This window comes from Jiella pacifica (assembly GCF_010500815.1).
In the GTDB taxonomy this organism is placed as follows: domain Bacteria; phylum Pseudomonadota; class Alphaproteobacteria; order Rhizobiales; family Rhizobiaceae; genus Jiella; species Jiella pacifica.
The window spans coordinates 94631-110654 of sequence record NZ_JAAAMG010000008.1; the positions used below are offsets into that span (position 1 = coordinate 94631).

Annotated in this window: 12 protein-coding genes and 4 pseudogenes; 10 read left to right on the forward strand and 6 right to left on the reverse strand. The window is 64.2% G+C overall.

What is annotated here, in order from left to right:
- Positions 1-71: 71 nt before the first annotated feature.
- The gene (locus GTK09_RS11665; protein WP_163463338.1) at positions 72-1328 is read left to right on the forward strand and encodes an arsenic transporter; all 1257 of its coding nucleotides are present in this window, start codon (positions 72-74) and stop codon (positions 1326-1328) included.
- 6 nt (positions 1329-1334) lie between these two features.
- Here GTK09_RS11665 and GTK09_RS11670 read toward each other — a convergent pair whose 3' ends face one another.
- Positions 1335-3191 carry a DEAD/DEAH box helicase gene (locus GTK09_RS11670; RefSeq protein ID WP_163463339.1) on the reverse strand — a complete coding sequence of 619 codons (1857 nt, stop codon included), beginning with the start codon at positions 3189-3191 and terminating at the stop codon, positions 1335-1337.
- A gap of 185 nt (positions 3192-3376) precedes the next feature.
- On the opposite strand from GTK09_RS11670, the pseudogene GTK09_RS27450 reads away from it, so the two are divergent.
- Positions 3377-3830 (forward strand): annotated as a pseudogene (locus tag GTK09_RS27450) (ISAs1 family transposase); the annotation flags it as partial.
- A 68-nt stretch (positions 3831-3898) separates the two neighbouring features.
- Here the strand turns inward: GTK09_RS27450 and GTK09_RS11680 are convergent.
- Positions 3899-4591, reverse strand: a complete 693-nt coding sequence (locus GTK09_RS11680) for a phosphatase PAP2 family protein (RefSeq protein WP_163463341.1) — start codon at positions 4589-4591, stop codon at positions 3899-3901.
- Between the two features lie 106 nt (positions 4592-4697).
- On the opposite strand from GTK09_RS11680, the gene GTK09_RS11685 reads away from it, so the two are divergent.
- The 3 genes and pseudogenes from GTK09_RS11685 to GTK09_RS11695 all read left to right on the forward strand — a co-directional run.
- Positions 4698-5375 carry a response regulator transcription factor gene (locus GTK09_RS11685; RefSeq protein ID WP_163463342.1) on the forward strand — a complete coding sequence of 226 codons (678 nt, stop codon included), beginning with the start codon at positions 4698-4700 and terminating at the stop codon, positions 5373-5375.
- Complete coding sequence (locus GTK09_RS11690) at positions 5372-6772, forward strand: sensor histidine kinase (RefSeq protein WP_163463343.1); 1401 nt, start codon at positions 5372-5374, stop codon at positions 6770-6772. The genes GTK09_RS11685 and GTK09_RS11690 overlap by 4 nt, the downstream gene beginning before the upstream one ends.
- Before the next feature lie 201 nt (positions 6773-6973).
- A pseudogene (locus GTK09_RS11695) lies at positions 6974-7144 on the forward strand (IS3 family transposase); the annotation flags it as partial.
- 321 nt (positions 7145-7465) lie between these two features.
- Here the strand turns inward: GTK09_RS11695 and GTK09_RS11700 are convergent.
- Complete coding sequence (locus tag GTK09_RS11700; RefSeq protein WP_163463344.1) at positions 7466-7762, reverse strand: TetR-like C-terminal domain-containing protein; 297 nt, start codon at positions 7760-7762, stop codon at positions 7466-7468.
- Between GTK09_RS11700 and rbbA the strand changes: the two genes are divergently transcribed.
- On the forward strand, positions 7709-10498 hold the full coding sequence (gene rbbA / locus GTK09_RS11705) for a ribosome-associated ATPase/putative transporter RbbA (protein ID WP_163463345.1): 2790 nt from the start codon (positions 7709-7711) through the stop codon (positions 10496-10498). The genes GTK09_RS11700 and rbbA overlap by 54 nt on opposite strands.
- A gap of 2 nt (positions 10499-10500) precedes the next feature.
- On the forward strand, positions 10501-11613 hold the full coding sequence (locus GTK09_RS11710) for an ABC transporter permease (protein ID WP_163463458.1): 1113 nt from the start codon (positions 10501-10503) through the stop codon (positions 11611-11613).
- 4 nt (positions 11614-11617) lie between these two features.
- Here GTK09_RS11710 and GTK09_RS11715 read toward each other — a convergent pair.
- Positions 11618-11869: pseudogene (locus tag GTK09_RS11715) on the reverse strand (helix-turn-helix domain-containing protein); the annotation flags it as partial.
- 53 nt (positions 11870-11922) lie between these two features.
- Complete coding sequence (locus tag GTK09_RS11720) at positions 11923-12282, reverse strand: winged helix-turn-helix transcriptional regulator (RefSeq protein WP_163463347.1); 360 nt, start codon at positions 12280-12282, stop codon at positions 11923-11925.
- A 151-nt stretch (positions 12283-12433) separates the two neighbouring features.
- Between GTK09_RS11720 and GTK09_RS11725 the strand changes: the two genes are divergently transcribed.
- The 3 genes from GTK09_RS11725 to GTK09_RS11735 all read left to right on the forward strand — a co-directional run bounded on the left by GTK09_RS11725 (position 12434) and on the right by GTK09_RS11735 (position 15003).
- Positions 12434-13042, forward strand: a complete 609-nt coding sequence (locus GTK09_RS11725) for an NADPH-dependent F420 reductase (protein WP_163463348.1) — start codon at positions 12434-12436, stop codon at positions 13040-13042.
- Entirely contained in the window at positions 13039-14034 is a 996-nt protein-coding gene (locus GTK09_RS11730; RefSeq protein ID WP_163463349.1) for a zinc-binding alcohol dehydrogenase family protein, read from the forward strand. The genes GTK09_RS11725 and GTK09_RS11730 overlap by 4 nt, the downstream gene beginning before the upstream one ends.
- A gap of 78 nt (positions 14035-14112) precedes the next feature.
- On the forward strand, positions 14113-15003 hold the full coding sequence (locus tag GTK09_RS11735) for an SDR family oxidoreductase (RefSeq protein ID WP_163463350.1): 891 nt from the start codon (positions 14113-14115) through the stop codon (positions 15001-15003).
- Positions 15004-15168: 165 nt separating this feature from the next.
- On the opposite strand, the pseudogene GTK09_RS11740 reads toward GTK09_RS11735, so the two are convergent.
- Positions 15169-15816: pseudogene (locus tag GTK09_RS11740) on the reverse strand (DDE-type integrase/transposase/recombinase); the annotation flags it as partial.
- Between the last annotated feature and the right edge of the window lie 208 nt (positions 15817-16024).

Below are 16024 nucleotides of genomic sequence, written 5' to 3' on the forward strand. Positions count from 1 at the left end.
CGTGGCAAGCTCCGTCCGTCTCCACCATCCCCCGGCGGCTCCTTTCGCAAAAGCCGGATGAAGCCCTTCCCATGACCCAGCAACTTGCGACGCTTGCCACGTCGTCCATCGCGGCGCTTGCCATCGCCGGCGTGATCGTCCGGCCCTTCGGCTGGCCGGAATGGATCTTCGCGACCCTCGGCGCCGCCCTTTTGATCATCGCGCAGCTCTTGCCCGTTTCGGAGGGTGTCGCCGGAATCGCTTCGGGCACCGACGTCTATCTCTTTCTCGCCGGGATGATGCTGCTTGCCGAGATCGCCCGGCGCGAGGGCCTGTTTGACTATCTCGCCGCCCGCGCCGCACGGGCCTCCGGGGGCTCGCCGGTCCGGTTGTTCACGCTGATCTTCGGCGTCGGCACGCTGGTGACCGTCTTCCTGTCGAACGACGCGACGGCGGTGGTGCTGACCCCCGCGGTGATCGCCGTCACCAGGGCGGCGAAGGCGAAGGACCCGATCCCCTATCTCCTCGTCTGCGCCTTCGTCGCCAACGCAGCCTCCTTCGTGCTGCCGATCTCCAACCCGGCGAACATCGTCGTCTTCGGTTCCGACATGCCGCCCCTCGGCGAATGGCTGGCGCGCTTCGCCCTGCCGTCGCTCGCGGCCATCCTCGTCACCTATGCCGTGCTCCTTCTCGTCACGCGCAGGAGCCTCAGAAAGCGCATCGAACCGGAAAACGAGACGCCGGAATTGTCGCGCGGCGGCAAGGTTGCGGCCTTCGGCCTCGGCCTTGCGGTCGCCGCGCTGTTGACGGCCTCGGCGCTGGGCGCCGATCTCGGCCTGCCGACGGCGCTTGCCGGCCTCGCGACGCTGCTGCTCGTCTCGCTCGGCGAAAGGCGGAGCCCGTGGCCCACGCTCGGTGGCGTCTCCTGGACGACCCTCGTCCTCGTCGCCGGGCTGTTCGTCATCGTCCGCGCGCTCGACCGGATCGGCCTCGAAGCGGAACTGGTGGCGGCGCTGAGATGGGTGTCTCTGGAAGCCGGCGCCTGGGCCGCGCCGATCGTCGGCGCCGCGACGGCGATCGCGGCCAACCTCACCAACAACCTGCCGCTCGGCCTCGTCGCCGGCGGCGTCGTCGCGGCGGCGGACGTCTCGCCGAAGATCGTCGACGCGGTGCTGATCGGCGTCGATCTCGGCCCGAACGTCTCGGTCACCGGGTCGCTGGCGACGATCCTCTGGCTCCTGGCGCTGCGCCGGGAGGGTATCCGCTACGGCGCGCTCGCCTTCCTGAAAATCGGCATCGTCGTCACGCTGCCGGCGCTGGCTCTGGCGCTCGCGGCGTCGATGGTCTGACGCGCCTCAGCCCTGCGGACGCTTCGGCTTGCGCGGCTTGCCCTGCGGCGCACCGGACGGAGCGCCGCCCGGCGCCCAGGCGCCCTCGGGCTTGCCACCCTTGCGATGGAACGGCTTCTTGCCCCGGGGCTGGTCGAAGCCCGGCTTGCCGCCGGCAAAGGGCTTGCCGCCCCGGCCCGGGCCCGACTTGCCGCGCGGGGCATCGCCCGCCGGCCCGTCGGCAAAGGAGATGGTGATGTCGTCGCCGTCGCTGACCTCGGCCGAGGCGGCGAACTTCTTGGCGACGCTCTCGGCGATCTCGAACTTGGTCTCGCGATCGAAGATCTTGATCGCGCCGATCTCCTGGCGGGTGATCTTGCCGCGCCGGCAGATCAGCGGCAGGATCCACTTCGGGTCCGCATTGTTGCGCCGGCCGACATCCATGTGGAACCAGACCACCGGCCCGCCGCGCACCTGCTCCCGGCCGCCGCGGTCGCCGTCGCCGTCGCGGTCGGGGCGGCGGCTCTTGGCGGCGTAGTCCCTGTCCTTGGCGACCTTCAGGTCCGGCCCGAAGCCCGGATCGAACACGTCCTCCGGCGCCGGCAGCCGGGCGCGGTAGATCCGCGCCAGCGCGGCGGCGAGATCCTCCGGGCTGCGGGTCTCGAGGAGACGCTTGGCCGCGGTCAGATCTTCCTCGCTGGCCGGCTCGGTCAGGAGCGGATCGGACAGGAGCCGCTCCTCGTCGAGGCGGCGGATGGTTTCGGCCGACGGCGCGCCCGACCAGACGGCACGGATGCTGGCCTCGGCAAGCAGGCGCTCGGCCTTGCGGCGGCGCGAAATCGGCACCAGCAGCGCCGACACGCCCTTGCGGCCGGCCCGGCCGGTGCGGCCCGAGCGGTGTTGCAGCGTCTCGGCGTCGCTCGGCAGTTCGGCATGGATGACGAGGTTGAGGCTCGGCAGGTCGAGGCCGCGCGCCGCGACGTCGGTCGCCACGCAAACCCGCGCCCGGCCATCACGCAGGGCCTGCATCGCCTGATTGCGCTCGGCCTGGCCGAGCTCGCCCGACAAGGTCACGACGGAAAAGCCCCGCTCGGCAAGGCCGGAGGAGAGATGGCGGACGGATTCGCGGGTGTTGCAGAAGACGATGGCACTCGGCGATTCGGCTTCGCGGAGCACGTTGACGATGGCATGCTCGACCTCGTTCGGCGCGATGCGGATCGCCCGGTATTCGATGTCGACATGGCCGGTCGTGCCTTTCGCCACCTCGATGCGCTGGGCATTGCGCTGATAGCGCTTGGCCATCGCCATGATGGTCTTCGGCAAGGTGGCGGAGAACAAAAGGGTCCGCCGCTCGGCGGGCGTCGCCTCGAGCAGGAACTCCAGATCTTCCCGGAAGCCAAGATTGAGCATCTCGTCGGCCTCGTCGAGCACCAGCGCCTTCAGGCCGCCGATCTTCAACGCGTTGCGCTCCAGGTGATCGCGCAGCCGGCCCGGGGTGCCGACGACGATATGGGCGCCGCGCTCGAGCTTGCGGCGCTCGGCGCGCGGATCCATGCCGCCGACACAGGTGACGATCTCGGCGCCGCAATGGGCGTAGAGCCAGGTGAGTTCCGCGGTGACCTGGATCGCCAGCTCCCGCGTCGGCGCGACGATCAGCGCCATCGGCGCGCCGGCGGGCGCAAAGCGCTCCTCGTCGCCGAGCAGCGTTCCGGCGATGGCGAGGCCGTAGGCGATGGTCTTGCCGGAGCCGGTCTGGGCCGAGACGAGGAGGTCGCGTTCCGCCGTCCCCTCCTCCAGCACCGCGTCCTGCACGGGTGTCGGCTCTTCGTAGCCGCGCTCGGAAAGCGCCCGGACGAGCGGGGTGATGGAAGTGCGAAACGGCATGAAACGTCCTTGGAACGGCGGGTCGGCGCGACGCGCGATGCGCGGCATCCAGACATCGAAAATCTCCACCCTGCCCGTTCCTATGGCACAGCGACGCGAGCGGTTCAAATGGAGACGGTATCCGCAAGCACCTCGAACTCATGTGAGGGTAGCTGACGACTTTTGGAAAGGCTGGTTCCACGAAAGTGGTTGAGCCGAGGAGCCGTACCCATGAGCATTCTGCCGAGGATTGGAGCCGGACTTCCCACCTGTGGGTTCTGGCGGAGGATTTGCCGAGATCGAAAATCTGCGGGAGGTTCTGTTGCTGATCGTCTGCGGCTCGATGGCCGACTGCGACGACGACGAGAACATCACCGCCCGGAGCGCGGCGCACCTGCACTTCCTGTAGCGCTTTCTGCCCCATGAGCATGGCGTTCCGGGCGAATGCCGGCTGACTACCCTGATGAACCGGATCAATCCGGCGCTGTTCTCTCGGGCTTTCAGCGATTGGGTGCGGGCGACATGGCTCGAGCGGGTCGACCCTGTTGCCATCGACGGCAAGACCTCGCACCGCAGCCACGACCGGAGCGCCGGGTTGTCCACCTCCTCTCGGCCTTCGCCACCCCGAGCAGTCCGATGCTCGGCGCGGAAGCCATACCGGGATTGCGCCGGAACGGGAGCCTATCTCGGCTCACTGAGCGGCACCCGTCCACGTTTTCGCTTTGCGATCACGTGTCTGGAATAAGCCGATAAAGAATTGCAAAGACGAGCCCGCAGATCAGCCAGGCGAGGATAACATCCGAAAGGAAGTGTCCGCCGAAGGCGATCCGGTTGAGCGACAACGCTCCCGCATAGATAAGGGCCGTTGCTGTTGCGGCCAGCCTTATCGGCTTGGGCGTAACGAGGGCCGCAGCGACGAGCCACGCCGACGAGGAAGCCTCTCCGCTGACAAAGGAACAGTTTCGATCGCACCAATCGCTGATGACCCAGACCATTTGGTGAACTGCGTCCCCTCCAAAGGCGTCGACCTGCCTTGGTCGGGGTCGGCCCCAATGCTCCTTCAAGAGGCCGTTCACAATCAGGCCCGGACCAACGGCTAATCCGGACAGCAGCCAGATCGGCTTGCGCACCCGTGACCAGGTCAAGGCGCCGTGGATGGCATCCCGGAGAATGCGGCTCAAGAGAACGAGAACAACCCCGCCCAGGACCCAGGGAGAACTTTTCCGGAGCCATTGCAGGTTCGAATTGCTGGACGAGATGAAGCCGTCGCTGGGGCTGAAAAACCAGCGGCTCACAACCAGATCGACTTCTGGAAAGAACCAGAAAAACGTGCTGGTTGCCAAAATGCCAATCGAGAACGCGATAATCAGAAAGTCCGATTTCGCGCCAGATGAAACGGGGTTGGATAGGGATGCGCTCATGGCGCCGGCGCATGCGCTGGCTAGCTTGCAGAACACTTGCAGGCTCGGGCCCAGCACGGTGAGAGCTTCGCGTTGACCAGCCAACGGAAGGTTAGGGAGAGTCGCGGTGCGAATTCTGGTGGTCGAAAATGATCGCTTGCTTTCCGAGGCCTTGGGGCGACGGCTGACCGAGGCCGGTCATGCGGTCGATGTGTTCGCAACGGTCGCGGACGCCGAGGCGGCTTGGAAAATAGCGCCATACGACTTCTGCATCGTGGACGTCATGCTCGACGATGGCGATGGGCGGGCGCTCGTCAGGTCCATCCGCGCCGCCGGCCTGCGGACCCCGACGTTGATGCTCACCGCGCGGGACGAGATCGGAGACCGGGTGGCCGGATTGGATGCTGGGGCTGACGACTATCTCGTCAAGCCGTTTGCGACCGAAGAGTTGCTGGCCCGAATGAGGGCGCTGCGACGACGCTCCGCAGACATCACGGCGGCCGAGTTTCGCATCGGCAATCTTCTCTACGACCCTCACAGCACGAGCCTGACCGTGGCCGATCGGGACGTCAGGCTGACCGCCCAGGAGCATGCAGCCCTCGACAAGCTGATCCGTGCCGGCGACCGCGTGACCCCGAAGCGGATGCTGGGCGAGCATCTCTATGCGCTTCACCAGGACTGGTCGGACAACGCGGTCGAGACGCTGGTTCATCGGCTTCGCAGGAAGCTCTCGGACGCGGGGGCGACGGTCGAGCTCAAGGCGCTGCGAGGGCTGGGCTACATTCTGAGCGAGACCCGATCATGAGACGGGCCTATCGCCTCGATGTGAGGCTCGCGGTCGTCGTGACCGTGATGTCTGCGCTGACCCTGATCGGTGCGGGTACGATCCTGTCCATGGAGTTCACGCGCGGCCAATTCGCCATAGAAGAACGCGGCTTATCGTCTCAAGTCGAGGAATGGGCGGAATTGCTTCGGCGCGAGCCGGACGGAACGGTCGTGTTCGACCGCCCGGCCGAGCCATCCGTGGAGCTCGACCCGCCTTATACCGGGCTGCTGTCGGGCACACGGCCCGTCTACGGCTACACCGTCACGGATAGGGCGGGGACGGTGCTGGATCGCTCCGACACCAATGCTCCAGCCGGACGCCCTGGACCGGCAGACCCGGAACCGGTTCTTCTGAGCGGGCTGACGCTTGATGGCACCGGACCAGTCCTCATCGCCGAACTTTTTGTGCCGGAGTTAGGGGTATGGCTCCGGCTGGCGCGACCGCGTTCGGATGTCACCGCTTTGACCAACACGTTCTTTGCCCAGTCTCTCGAAGAGCTGGGATGGGCGGCGCTGGCAATGCTCGTCGTCATGGTCATCACTGCAGTGACCATCGTTCGCGTCAGTCTCCGGGGATTGAGGCGCGTGGCGGCGCAGGCCGAACGGATCACCTTTGACAATTTGGGGCATCAGCGGCTTGCCGGCGCGTCGGCACCTGCGGAGGTTCAGCCGTTGATTGCGGCCGTCAACCATGCCTTGGACAGCATCAGGACTGGTGCCGTCGTTCAACGCGATTTCTCCATCCATGCCGCCCATGAGCTGAGGACGCCGCTGGCCGACCTCAAGCTGCGGCTGGAAAGCCTCGCCTCCGACCCGGACAGGGATGCGGCCATGCAGGACATCGATGCCATGGCCCGCCTCATCGAGCAGTTGCTGCAGATCGCCCGGCTGGATGGCAGTACGGTTTTCTCCCTTCAGTCGCTCCATCTCGGCGAGACCGTCGCCCAAGTCCTGCAGGAGGCGGCCCCGCGGCTGGTATCCGCCGGCTGGTCGATCGAGGCAGACGGCCTGGACATACCGGTGCATATAATCGGCGATCCGACACTGATCGCCCTGATCCTGCGAAACCTCCTGGAGAACGTCCGCAAACACACGCCGGTCGGCAGCACCGTCAACGTGTCCATCTCCGACGACGGAACGCTGCTGGTCGCCGATAGCGGTCCGGGCCTGCCTCGTGGCTTTCCCCGTTCGAACTTCGCCCGATTCGTCCGGGGGAACGACGATACACGCTCCGGAAGCGGGCTAGGACTTTCGATCTGTGAAACTGCCATGCGGCGCATGAGGGGAACCTTCAGCCTCGACCCGACAGTGAGCGGCGCAGCATTTCGAATGGCCTTCAGCTCGGACCAAAGGCCTGAAATCGGACAAATGTCTTGAAACCATCGGTCAGAAAGCCATCGACGCGATCCACGGCAACGTTCGTAGTAGTTTGGGCGTCATCTTTCCGCCAACGGCACGACGATCGCGAAGTTCTTCCTGCACCGGCTCGTTGAACTGATGCGGTGAGAGATGGCTCGGCAAATCTGCACAGCGCACTGCGGGGATTGTCTGCCTGAAGGCGGCCAGAATGGCAGCGATCTGGAGAGACGACGAGCCAGGCGGAAGCACGGCCCGGCCTTCACGGCCAAGGCAGCGCTCGCGGCGGTACGCGGCGAGAAGACGCTGGTCGAATTGACCCAACCGGGTGATGTCCATCCCAATCAGATCACGCAGAGGCGTTCCCAGCGTCTGGAAGGTGCCGCCGGCGTCGACATCTCATCCGTTGAACCGGTCGGCCGCACGCGACACAGTCGTTTCGTGCGGTTGGCCGCCGTCGCGTCAAGGGTTCCTGCATTGACCAGCCCTGGGGCAATGGAAAGCGCAAGACAGGGGGCCTTCGTGCTGCAGAACGCCGCGACGGCCCTGTCACTTCAAGCAATCTCGTCAACGACCGATCCCGCCGCCGTCCGCTAGTCGAGCGAGGGTCGCTCGTCCTGCCGGCCCCTTGCCATCACGAACGGGTTGTTGTTCGCGGACTCGCCGGACTGTGGTCCCGGCGAGGAGGCCGTCATGTCGTGTAGCCGCCTTCCGTTACGGCTCGGCAAAGAGCTGCGCGAAAAGCCGATCGATATAGTCGCGCACCTCCTCGATGCCCTCCGGACGGCCGCGCAGAAGAAGACGAGTGATCATCGCGCCGATGAACATGTCCATGATGTTCTCGATATCTGCATCCGGCCGCAGGGCCCCCTCGGCTTTCGCGCGATCGAGGATCTCTCCAAACAGGACGCGTCTCGGTTCCATATAGGTCGCGTCGTAAGCCGCCATGATCTCCGGATGATCGCAGACCGAACCGATGAGCCGCGCCATCAATCGGGTGTAGCTCAACATGATCTTTATCGTCTCAGGCCTGCGGTACACCTGCATGATCTCACGCAGACTCATCGTTTCGACTTCCCGGCGGGAAAGATGCTGGGCCTGATCGGGCCCGACGGCGTCGGGAAATCGACGCTCCTCTCGCTGATCGCCGGGGCGCGCAAGGTCCAGGCCGGCGAGATCGAAGCGCTGGGCGCTGACATGCGAAAGGCACGTGATCGCAGCGAGATCGGGCCACGCATCGCCTATATGCCGCAAGGGCTCGGCAAGAACCTCTATCCGACGCTTTCCGTGTTCGAGAATGTCGATTTCTTCGGCCGTCTCTTTGGCCATGCCCGCAAGGAGCGCGAGCGCCGCATCCACGAGCTTCTGGCCGCCACCGGTCTCGATCCCTTTCCAGATCGCCCGGCCGGTAAACTCTCCGGCGGCATGAAGCAGAAGCTCGGCCTGTGCTGCGCGCTGATTCACGACCCTGACCTCCTCATCCTCGATGAGCCGACAACCGGCGTCGACCCGCTGGCCCGGCGGCAGTTCTGGGAACTGATCAACGACATAAGAGCGAACCGGCCGGGCATGGGGGTGATCGTTGCGACCGCCTATATGGACGAGGCGGCCGATTTCGACTGGCTCGTCGCCATGGACGGCGGTCGCGTGCTCGCGACGGGCACGCCGACCGAGCTTCAGGAAAAGACTGCGAGTTCCTCGCTCGACGAGGCCTTCATCGCTCTCTTGCCGGAGGAAAAACGCAGCCAACATCGCCAGGTCGAGATTCCGCCGCGCCCGCAGAGCGATGGCGAAGAACCGGCGATCGAGGCCAATGGGCTCACCATCCGCTTCGGCACCTTCACTGCGGTGGACAATGTCAGCTTTCGCATCCCTCGCGGCGAGATCTTCGGCTTCCTCGGCTCGAACGGCTGCGGCAAGACGACGACCATGAAAATGCTGACCGGCCTGCTGCCGGCCAGCGAGGGCACCGCCAAGCTGTTCGGGCGCGAGGTCGATCCGCACGATCTCGATACGCGCCGGCGCGTCGGCTACATGTCGCAGTCCTTCTCGCTCTATTTTGAGCTGACCGTTCGGCAGAACCTCGACCTGCACGCCCGCCTCTTCCAGATGTGGGCCAAGGACATACCGGGCCGCATTAAGGAGATGGCGAGGCGCTTCGATCTGATCGAGGTGCTGGAATCGCTGCCCGACGCCTTGCCGCTCGGCGTCACCCAGCGCCTGTCGCTGGCCGTCGCCATGATCCATGCCCCCGAAATCCTGATTCTCGATGAGCCGACCTCTGGCGTCGATCCCATCGCGCGCGATGCGCTGTGGCAAAGCTTCGCCGATCTGTCGCGCAAGGACGGCGTGACCATCTTCATCTCAACGCACTTCATGAACGAGGCGGAGCGCTGCGACCGCATCTCGTTGATGCACGCCGGCAAGGTGCTGGTGTCGGACACGCCGGCCGCCATCGTCGAGAAGCGCGGCAGCGCCGATCTCGAAGAAGCCTTCGTCTCTTATCTTGAGGCGGCGATCGAGGACGAGGGCGGCGTGTCTGACACCAAGCCGAAAGCGGACGTCGCCTCTGATATCGTCCATGCGATCGGGCCTGGGCATCAGCCGGCGCAGAGGCGCTGGCTCGATCTGCGCCGGATCATGAGCTATGCCCGGCGCGAGGCGCTTGAACTGCGCCGCGACCCGATCCGCGCCTCCTTCGCCTTCATCGGCAGCTTGGTGCTCCTGTTCGTCCTCGGCTACGGCATCAGCATGGATGTCGAAGACCTGCCCTTCGCGGTCCTCGACCACGACCAGACGACGCTCAGCCGCGACTATACGCTCGACATCTCGGGCTCACGCTATTTTACCGAGCGTCCTCCGATCCTCGATCATGCCGACATGGACCGGCGCATGCGCAGCGGCGAACTCAGCCTCGCCATCGAGATACCGCCTGGCTTCGCGCGCGAGGTGGCGGCTGGCCGCGACGTGGAAATCGGCGGATGGATCGACGGCTCCATGGCCTCGCGCGCCGAGACCGCGCAAGGCTACGTGGAAGGGCTGCACGCCCACTGGCTGATGCGGCAGGCAAGGGAAACCCATGGAGATCGGGCACTGGAAGCGGATTTTCAGCTCGAGACGCGGTTCCGCTACAATCCCAACGTCGAGAGCCTCATCGCCATGGTGCCGGCCGTCATTGCTCTGGTGCTGCTGTTCATACCCACCATGCTGGCGACGCTCTCGATCGTGCGGGAAAAGGACCTCGGCTCGATCGTCAATCTCTACGTCACGCCCGTGACCCGCTTGGAGTTCCTGCTCGGCAAGCAGATCCCCTATGTCGGCCTCGCCATGGTGAATCTCGCGATGCTGACCATCTTTGCCATCTTCGTGCAGGGCGTGCCTTTCACCGGCAGCTTGCTCGCGTACGCGCTGGGAGGCCTGCTCTACGCCATCGCGGCGACCGGGCTCGGGCTGTTCATCTCCAGCTTCATGAACAGCCAGATCGCCGCGATCTTCCTCACCACCGTCGTCACCATGACGCTGGCCGTCCAGTATTCCGGCATGATCGACCCCGTCGCCTCCATGGAGGGCGAGGCCGCGCTGATCGGGGCGATCAACCCGGCGAGCCATTTCGTGACCGTTTCGCGCGGCGCCTTCTCGAAGGCGCTTGGCTTCGGCGATCTCGCCGCCTCGCTCCTGTCGCTGCTCGCGGCCGGACCGGTCCTCCTCGCCTTGAGCGTGTTCTTCCTGCGGAAACAGGCGCGGTGACAATACGGATTTCGACCATCTGGCGTCTGGGTATCAAGGAGTTGTGGAACCTCCTGCGCACGCCAACCCTGCTGGCGCTGATCGGCGTGGTGTTCACGATCCAGATCTATGCGGCGGCGGTCTCGATGCCCTTCACGCTCAACAGGGCGCCGATCTCCATCGTGGACGAGGACGCCTCGCCAGTGTCGGCGCGCATCGCCTCGGCGTTCTACCAGCCCCATTTCGGCCCGCCGCAAGCGATTACCCTTTCGGAGATGAACCGGCGCATGGACGAGGGCATCGATACCTTTGCGCTCGTCATCCCGCCGAACTTCCAGCGCGACCTTCTGGCTGGGAGCGAACCGGCCATGCAGCTCAATGTCGACGCAACGCGGATGACGCAGGCCTTCACCGGCGCTGGTTACGTGCAGGCTATCGTATCGGGCGAAATTTCTGAGTTCCTCCAGCGCTACCGCGTCGCCGAATCCGCCTCCGTTGATCTGGTGCTGCGCGCCGGCTTCAACCCGGAACTCAATCCGAACTGGTTCAGCGCCATGATGGAGGTCGTCAACGATGTCGCGCTGCTCTCGGTCATCCTGGCCGGCGCGGCGCTTATCCGTGAGCGCGAGCACGGCACGATCGAACACCTTCTCGTTATGCCAGTGACGCCTGCGGAGATCATGCTCGGCAAGATCTGGCCGATGGCAGTGGTGGTGATGGGCGCGGCGTTCTTCTCCATCACCGTCGTGGTGCAGACATGGCTAGCCATTCCTGTGGCGGGCTCGCTGTGGCTCCTGATGCTCGGAATGGCGCTCCAGCTCTTTGCAACGACCTCGCTCGGCATCTTCCTTGCCACCATCGCCGGCTCGATGCCGCAGTTCGGGCTGCTCCTGATGCTCGTGCTGTTTCCGCTCCAGATCCTCGCCGGCGGGCTGACGCCGGTCGAGAACATGCCCCCGGGCTTGCGCATCCTCCTGTCGCTCGCGCCCGACACGCATTTCGTCGCGCTCTCACAATCGATCATGTTTCGAGGCGCAGGGCTCGACGTCATCTGGCCACAGCTTCTGAGCCTCGTCGCCATCGGCCTTGCCTTCTTTTCGTTCTCGCTATGGAGATTCCGTTGGTCGCTGCGCTAGCCCATCAGGCGATGGCGCCTTCGAATTCCTCTGCCGTGGCGCCGGCCAATGCGGCGGCGGCCTCCCGCACAAAGCGTGCCGGCGACACTCCTACCTCACGCGTGAACGCCACGCTGAAGGCACTGGCGGAGCGATACTCCACCTGCCGGGCAACTGCGCTCACGCTCAACTCGCGCTTGCGCAAGAAGTCCTTGGCCAAAGTCCGCCGCCACGCCGTGAGGCATTCCGTCGGCGCCATGCCCCCCGCGTTCTGGAAGCGGTCGTGGAAGCCCGGTCACGCTCCTCGCTGGTCGTGCGGGCTCGACGCCGTTAAGCCACCCTCGCTGCGTGTTCCCGCTTTTGTACGATCATCGCGACTTCCGCATTGTGGTGCGTTCCCCATTCGCAAAGCGGCGCGAGTACCTGCGCAAGGCTCCGGCCAAAGTCTGTCAGTTCGTACTCAACGTGTGGCGGCACCTTCCGGTAATCAATACGGCGAATGACGCCGTCGTCCGTCAGTTCCTTCAGATGCTGGATCAGCATTTTTTCGCTCACCTTGGTGACCAGCCGGCGCAGTTCGCCGGTTCGCTTTGAGCCGCCGGCGAGATGATAGACGATAAGCGGCTTCCACTTACCGCCAAGGATGGCCAGAACCGCTTCCAGGCCACATTGGAAAGTCGCCTCGGTCATTGGGATCTTCCTAATCTCGACACTTACAAAATAGTCAGTACTGGAGCCAGAGTCTGCTCTGTCTTAAGTGGATTGGACGACGGTGTCGACGCGCAAGGCGGTCGATGATCCGTGAGCCAACACAGCGCATGCGGAGTTCCAGGAGGCCTTCATGAAATTCGGATTTATCGGGGCAGGTGCCGTTGCGCAGACGATTGCGCGCCGCATACTGCCATTTGGCCACGAGGTCCTGCTCAGCAACAGCCGGGGGCCCGACACCTTGGCTGATGTTGTCGGAAAATTGGGTCGCGGTGCATCGGCCGGCACCCCGCAACAGGCCGCCGAGCAGGACGTAGTCGTCCTGAGCGTCGCGTGGTCACGGGTCCCGGAGGCGCTCGCGTCCGTCCCGGATTGGTCCGGCCGCACCCTGGTCGACGCCACCAACCGGATCAACCCCGAGAACCCGAGCGATCTCGGCGACCTCTCAGGCCCCACATCGAGCGAGATCGTCGCCGATCAGGCGGTCGGCGCCAAGGTGATCAAGGCGTTCAACTCGATCCCCATGCAGTGGATCGATGACGCGTCACCTGAAAAGCCGAGAACCGTCCTCTTCGTCTCGGGTGACGACGCCGGCGCGAAGAACACGTTGATCACAGTGCTCGAACAGGTCGGCTTCGCCGCTGTCGATCTCGGCACACTCGCGATCGGCGGCAGGCAGCAGCAGGTCGGTGGTCCCTTGGCGGGTCTCAACCTGACCCTCATAGATCGGTTCGTGCTGTGAAGGCGCTCGCTTACGAGAAGGCGCATGCTCTGGATGCCTATGCGATCCAGGATATGGACGTCGCTGAACCGAAGCTGCGTGATTCTGATCTGCTGATCGATATCCGAGCGATCGGGCTCAATCCCGGCGAGGCGTTGATCAGAAGCGTGCGCAGCGCGGAACGCGGTGGGCGCGTCATTCTGGGTTGGGAGTTCACGGGTGTGGTGCTCCAGGTCGGTCCGAATGCGAAAGGTTTCGCGATTGGCGACCGCGTCATGGGCACCGGCGACGTTACCCGCGACGGATGCTGGGCAGAACGCCTTGCCGTCGACCACCGCGTCGTCGCCAAGGTTCCCGATCGGCTTGCATTCGTCGATGCCGCTTCTTTGCCGATCGGGGGGCTGACGGCATGGGAGGCGGTGTTCCGGGACCGCGATACGCTGCCAGCCGGTGTCGACCGTGTGCTCGTTGTCGGCGGCGCCGGCGGTGTGGGTTCCATGGCAATCCAGTTGCTGAAAGCCAAAACTGACGCGTTCGTCATTGCCACCGCCTCACGTCCGGAATCGAAGGATTGGTGCGAGATGATGGGGGCAGATCTGGTCGTCGATCACAGCCGGGATGTGATCGCCCAGCTCGGAGCCGCCGGCATCGACCAGGTGGACATGGTGTTTTCGACCGCCGGAACTGCGGAAAATTTGAGCTGGTTCGCCGAGTTGTTGAGGCCCTTCGGCCACTTGTCTGCCGTCGATATCGCACCGCCGTTCGACGCAAGCCCAATCGTGTCGAAATCCATCTCTCTTCATACCGAGATGGTGTTCGCAAAAGTGATCAGCGGGTTCGATCTGGCCAGTCAGGGCAAAATCCACGCCGAGATCGCCGATCGCGCCGTCTCTGGTGGGCTGCGCACGATCGTTTCGACGCAGTTCGAGGGACTGACCGCCGAGAACATGAAGACCGCACACGAACAGCTCGAGAGCCGGCGAACGGTCGGGAAGATCGTGATCGTCGTCTGACCACTCTTCGCCCCCCGAAATCAACTCACTTGCGGCGCAACTGTGCTGCAGCAACTCCATGAATCGATAGGAAAATCAATGACGAGAATCCTTGTCACCGGCGCGAGCGGCAACATCGGCCGCATGACCCTCAAGCATCTTTCGAAGCGCGTGCCCGCCAACGATATCGTTGGCCTCGCGCGCGATCCGGATAAAGCTGCAGATCTTGCTGCTGGGGGAATCGAGATCCGGAAGGGCGACTACCTCGACCGTGAGGGGCTGGTGCGCGCCTTTGAAGGGATCGACAAGGTCATGCTCGTGTCCACCCACGCCTTTACCGATCGCAATACTCAGCATCAAAACGTCATCGAGGCTGCGAAGCAGGCGGGCGTTAGACACGTCGTCTACATGCCGATCATCCACAATCCCGAATCGACCATCAAGCTGCCCCACGTCACCGAAGAGGACATCTTTGCCGAGGAAAAACTCAAGGCTTCCGGCCTGACCTATACGCTGGTGCGCCATCCGCCATTTCTCGAAAATATTCAGGGTTATGTCGGTGGCAATCCGTTGGAGAAGGGTGTTCTTACGCCGGCCGGCACAGGCAAGGCGGGCTATGCCTCCCGTGAGGAGCTGGCCGAAGCCCATGCCGTCGTGCTGACCGAGGCTGGCCATGAGAACAAGTCCTACTCTCTGTATGGCGGACCGGCGGTGTCGTTTTCGGATATCGCGCAGATCCTGTCGGACATCAGCGGCAAGCCTGTGCCGTTGAAAGCCGTCTCCGATCAGGAGTATATCGCCAATCTCGTCTCGGCAGGCATGCCCGAACCGGCTGCAAGGTTTGTGCTTACTTGGGTCCAGGGCGTCAACGTCGGCGAATGGGAGGGCCAGACCGGCGACCTGGAGAAACTCCTTGGTCGCAAGCCGACGACGCCGGCCGAGTTCCTGCGAGCCAACTATGCTTCGCTCGAACTTGGGACCAAGAATTAGTCTACAACAATTCCATTGGACCATGATATCGGGATCGGCGCGTGCGAATTTTGCGCCAGTCTCCGCCACGATCTCGACTGGAAACCCTGAGTGTTTGATCTTTGGTCACCGGAGGAAGACACAAAAAATGCCCGTTCGGGCAGCTGGACGGCAATAATGAAAATGTCAGTTGCTGACCGCGCCGGGTTCTCCGGAGGCTGATTTGTTTGCGTGCTGCGCTGCGATCGAGGTCATCTTGAGCTGAGCGTAGGAGCGATCCTCCGCCTCGGCGGGGGGAATGTATCCGATGGGTTCGAGGAGGCGGCGGTTGTTGGACCGGTCGACCCATTCGAGGGTGGCGAATTCGACGGCCCAGCAGCTTCTCCGGGGGCCGCGCCGATGGATCACTTCGGTCTTGTCGAGGCCGTTGATCGTCTCGGCGACGGCGTTGTCCTCGCAATCTCCAACGCGTCCGTCCGATGGCTCGATGCCGGCGTCGGCGAGGCGCTCGGTGTTTTTGATCGAGACGTATTGCATGGCGCGATCGCCGTGATAGACGAGGCCGCCTTTGCGAACGGGCCTGTAATCGTGAGGCGCCTGTCCCAGAGCATCGAGAACGAAGTCCGTCCGCGCCGAGCGCGACACCCGCCAGCCGAGAATGCGCCGGGAGAAGGTATCGATCACGAAAGCGACGTAGACACCTGGGCCGGCCCTGCCGGGCCAGGTGGCGACATACGTAAAAATCGGAAACCCACGGGGTTTCGGACACGGCGCCTTGAACTGGCGGTTCTCCCGCTCCAGCGCCCTGATCCGGTCACGCTCCCCGCTGGTCGTGCCGGCTCAAAGACCCTGGTCGCGCTCCGCTTGCCGAACCAGTTCCGGAGCGTCTCGGCCATGCAGCCGATCTTCGCTGCAATCGAACCCATCGCCGCCCATTGCGAGGCTTGCTCGCTCTGCTGTCCGAGCACCATTCGCACAGCGTGTTCGCGGATCTCAGGTGAAAACCTGTTCGTCCTCTTGCTTGTCATCGCTCCAGTCTCTC

Excerpts from the sequence above, each read along its gene's own strand:
- GTK09_RS11690 (WP_163463343.1), top strand. The coding sequence starts at position 5,372 with ATGAGACGGGCCTATCGCCTCGATGTGAGGCTCGCGGTCGTCGTGACC.
- GTK09_RS11700 (WP_163463344.1), bottom strand. The coding sequence starts at position 7,762 with ATGTTGAGCTACACCCGATTGATGGCGCGGCTCATCGGTTCGGTCTGC.
- rbbA (WP_163463345.1), top strand. The coding sequence starts at position 7,709 with ATGATCGCAGACCGAACCGATGAGCCGCGCCATCAATCGGGTGTAGCT.
- GTK09_RS11735 (WP_163463350.1), top strand. The coding sequence starts at position 14,113 with ATGACGAGAATCCTTGTCACCGGCGCGAGCGGCAACATCGGCCGCATG.
- GTK09_RS11665 (WP_163463338.1), top strand. The coding sequence starts at position 72 with ATGACCCAGCAACTTGCGACGCTTGCCACGTCGTCCATCGCGGCGCTT.
- GTK09_RS11680 (WP_163463341.1), bottom strand. The coding sequence starts at position 4,591 with ATGAGCGCATCCCTATCCAACCCCGTTTCATCTGGCGCGAAATCGGAC.
- GTK09_RS11670 (WP_163463339.1), bottom strand. The coding sequence starts at position 3,191 with ATGCCGTTTCGCACTTCCATCACCCCGCTCGTCCGGGCGCTTTCCGAG.
- GTK09_RS11720 (WP_163463347.1), bottom strand. The coding sequence starts at position 12,282 with ATGACCGAGGCGACTTTCCAATGTGGCCTGGAAGCGGTTCTGGCCATC.
- GTK09_RS11725 (WP_163463348.1), top strand. The coding sequence starts at position 12,434 with ATGAAATTCGGATTTATCGGGGCAGGTGCCGTTGCGCAGACGATTGCG.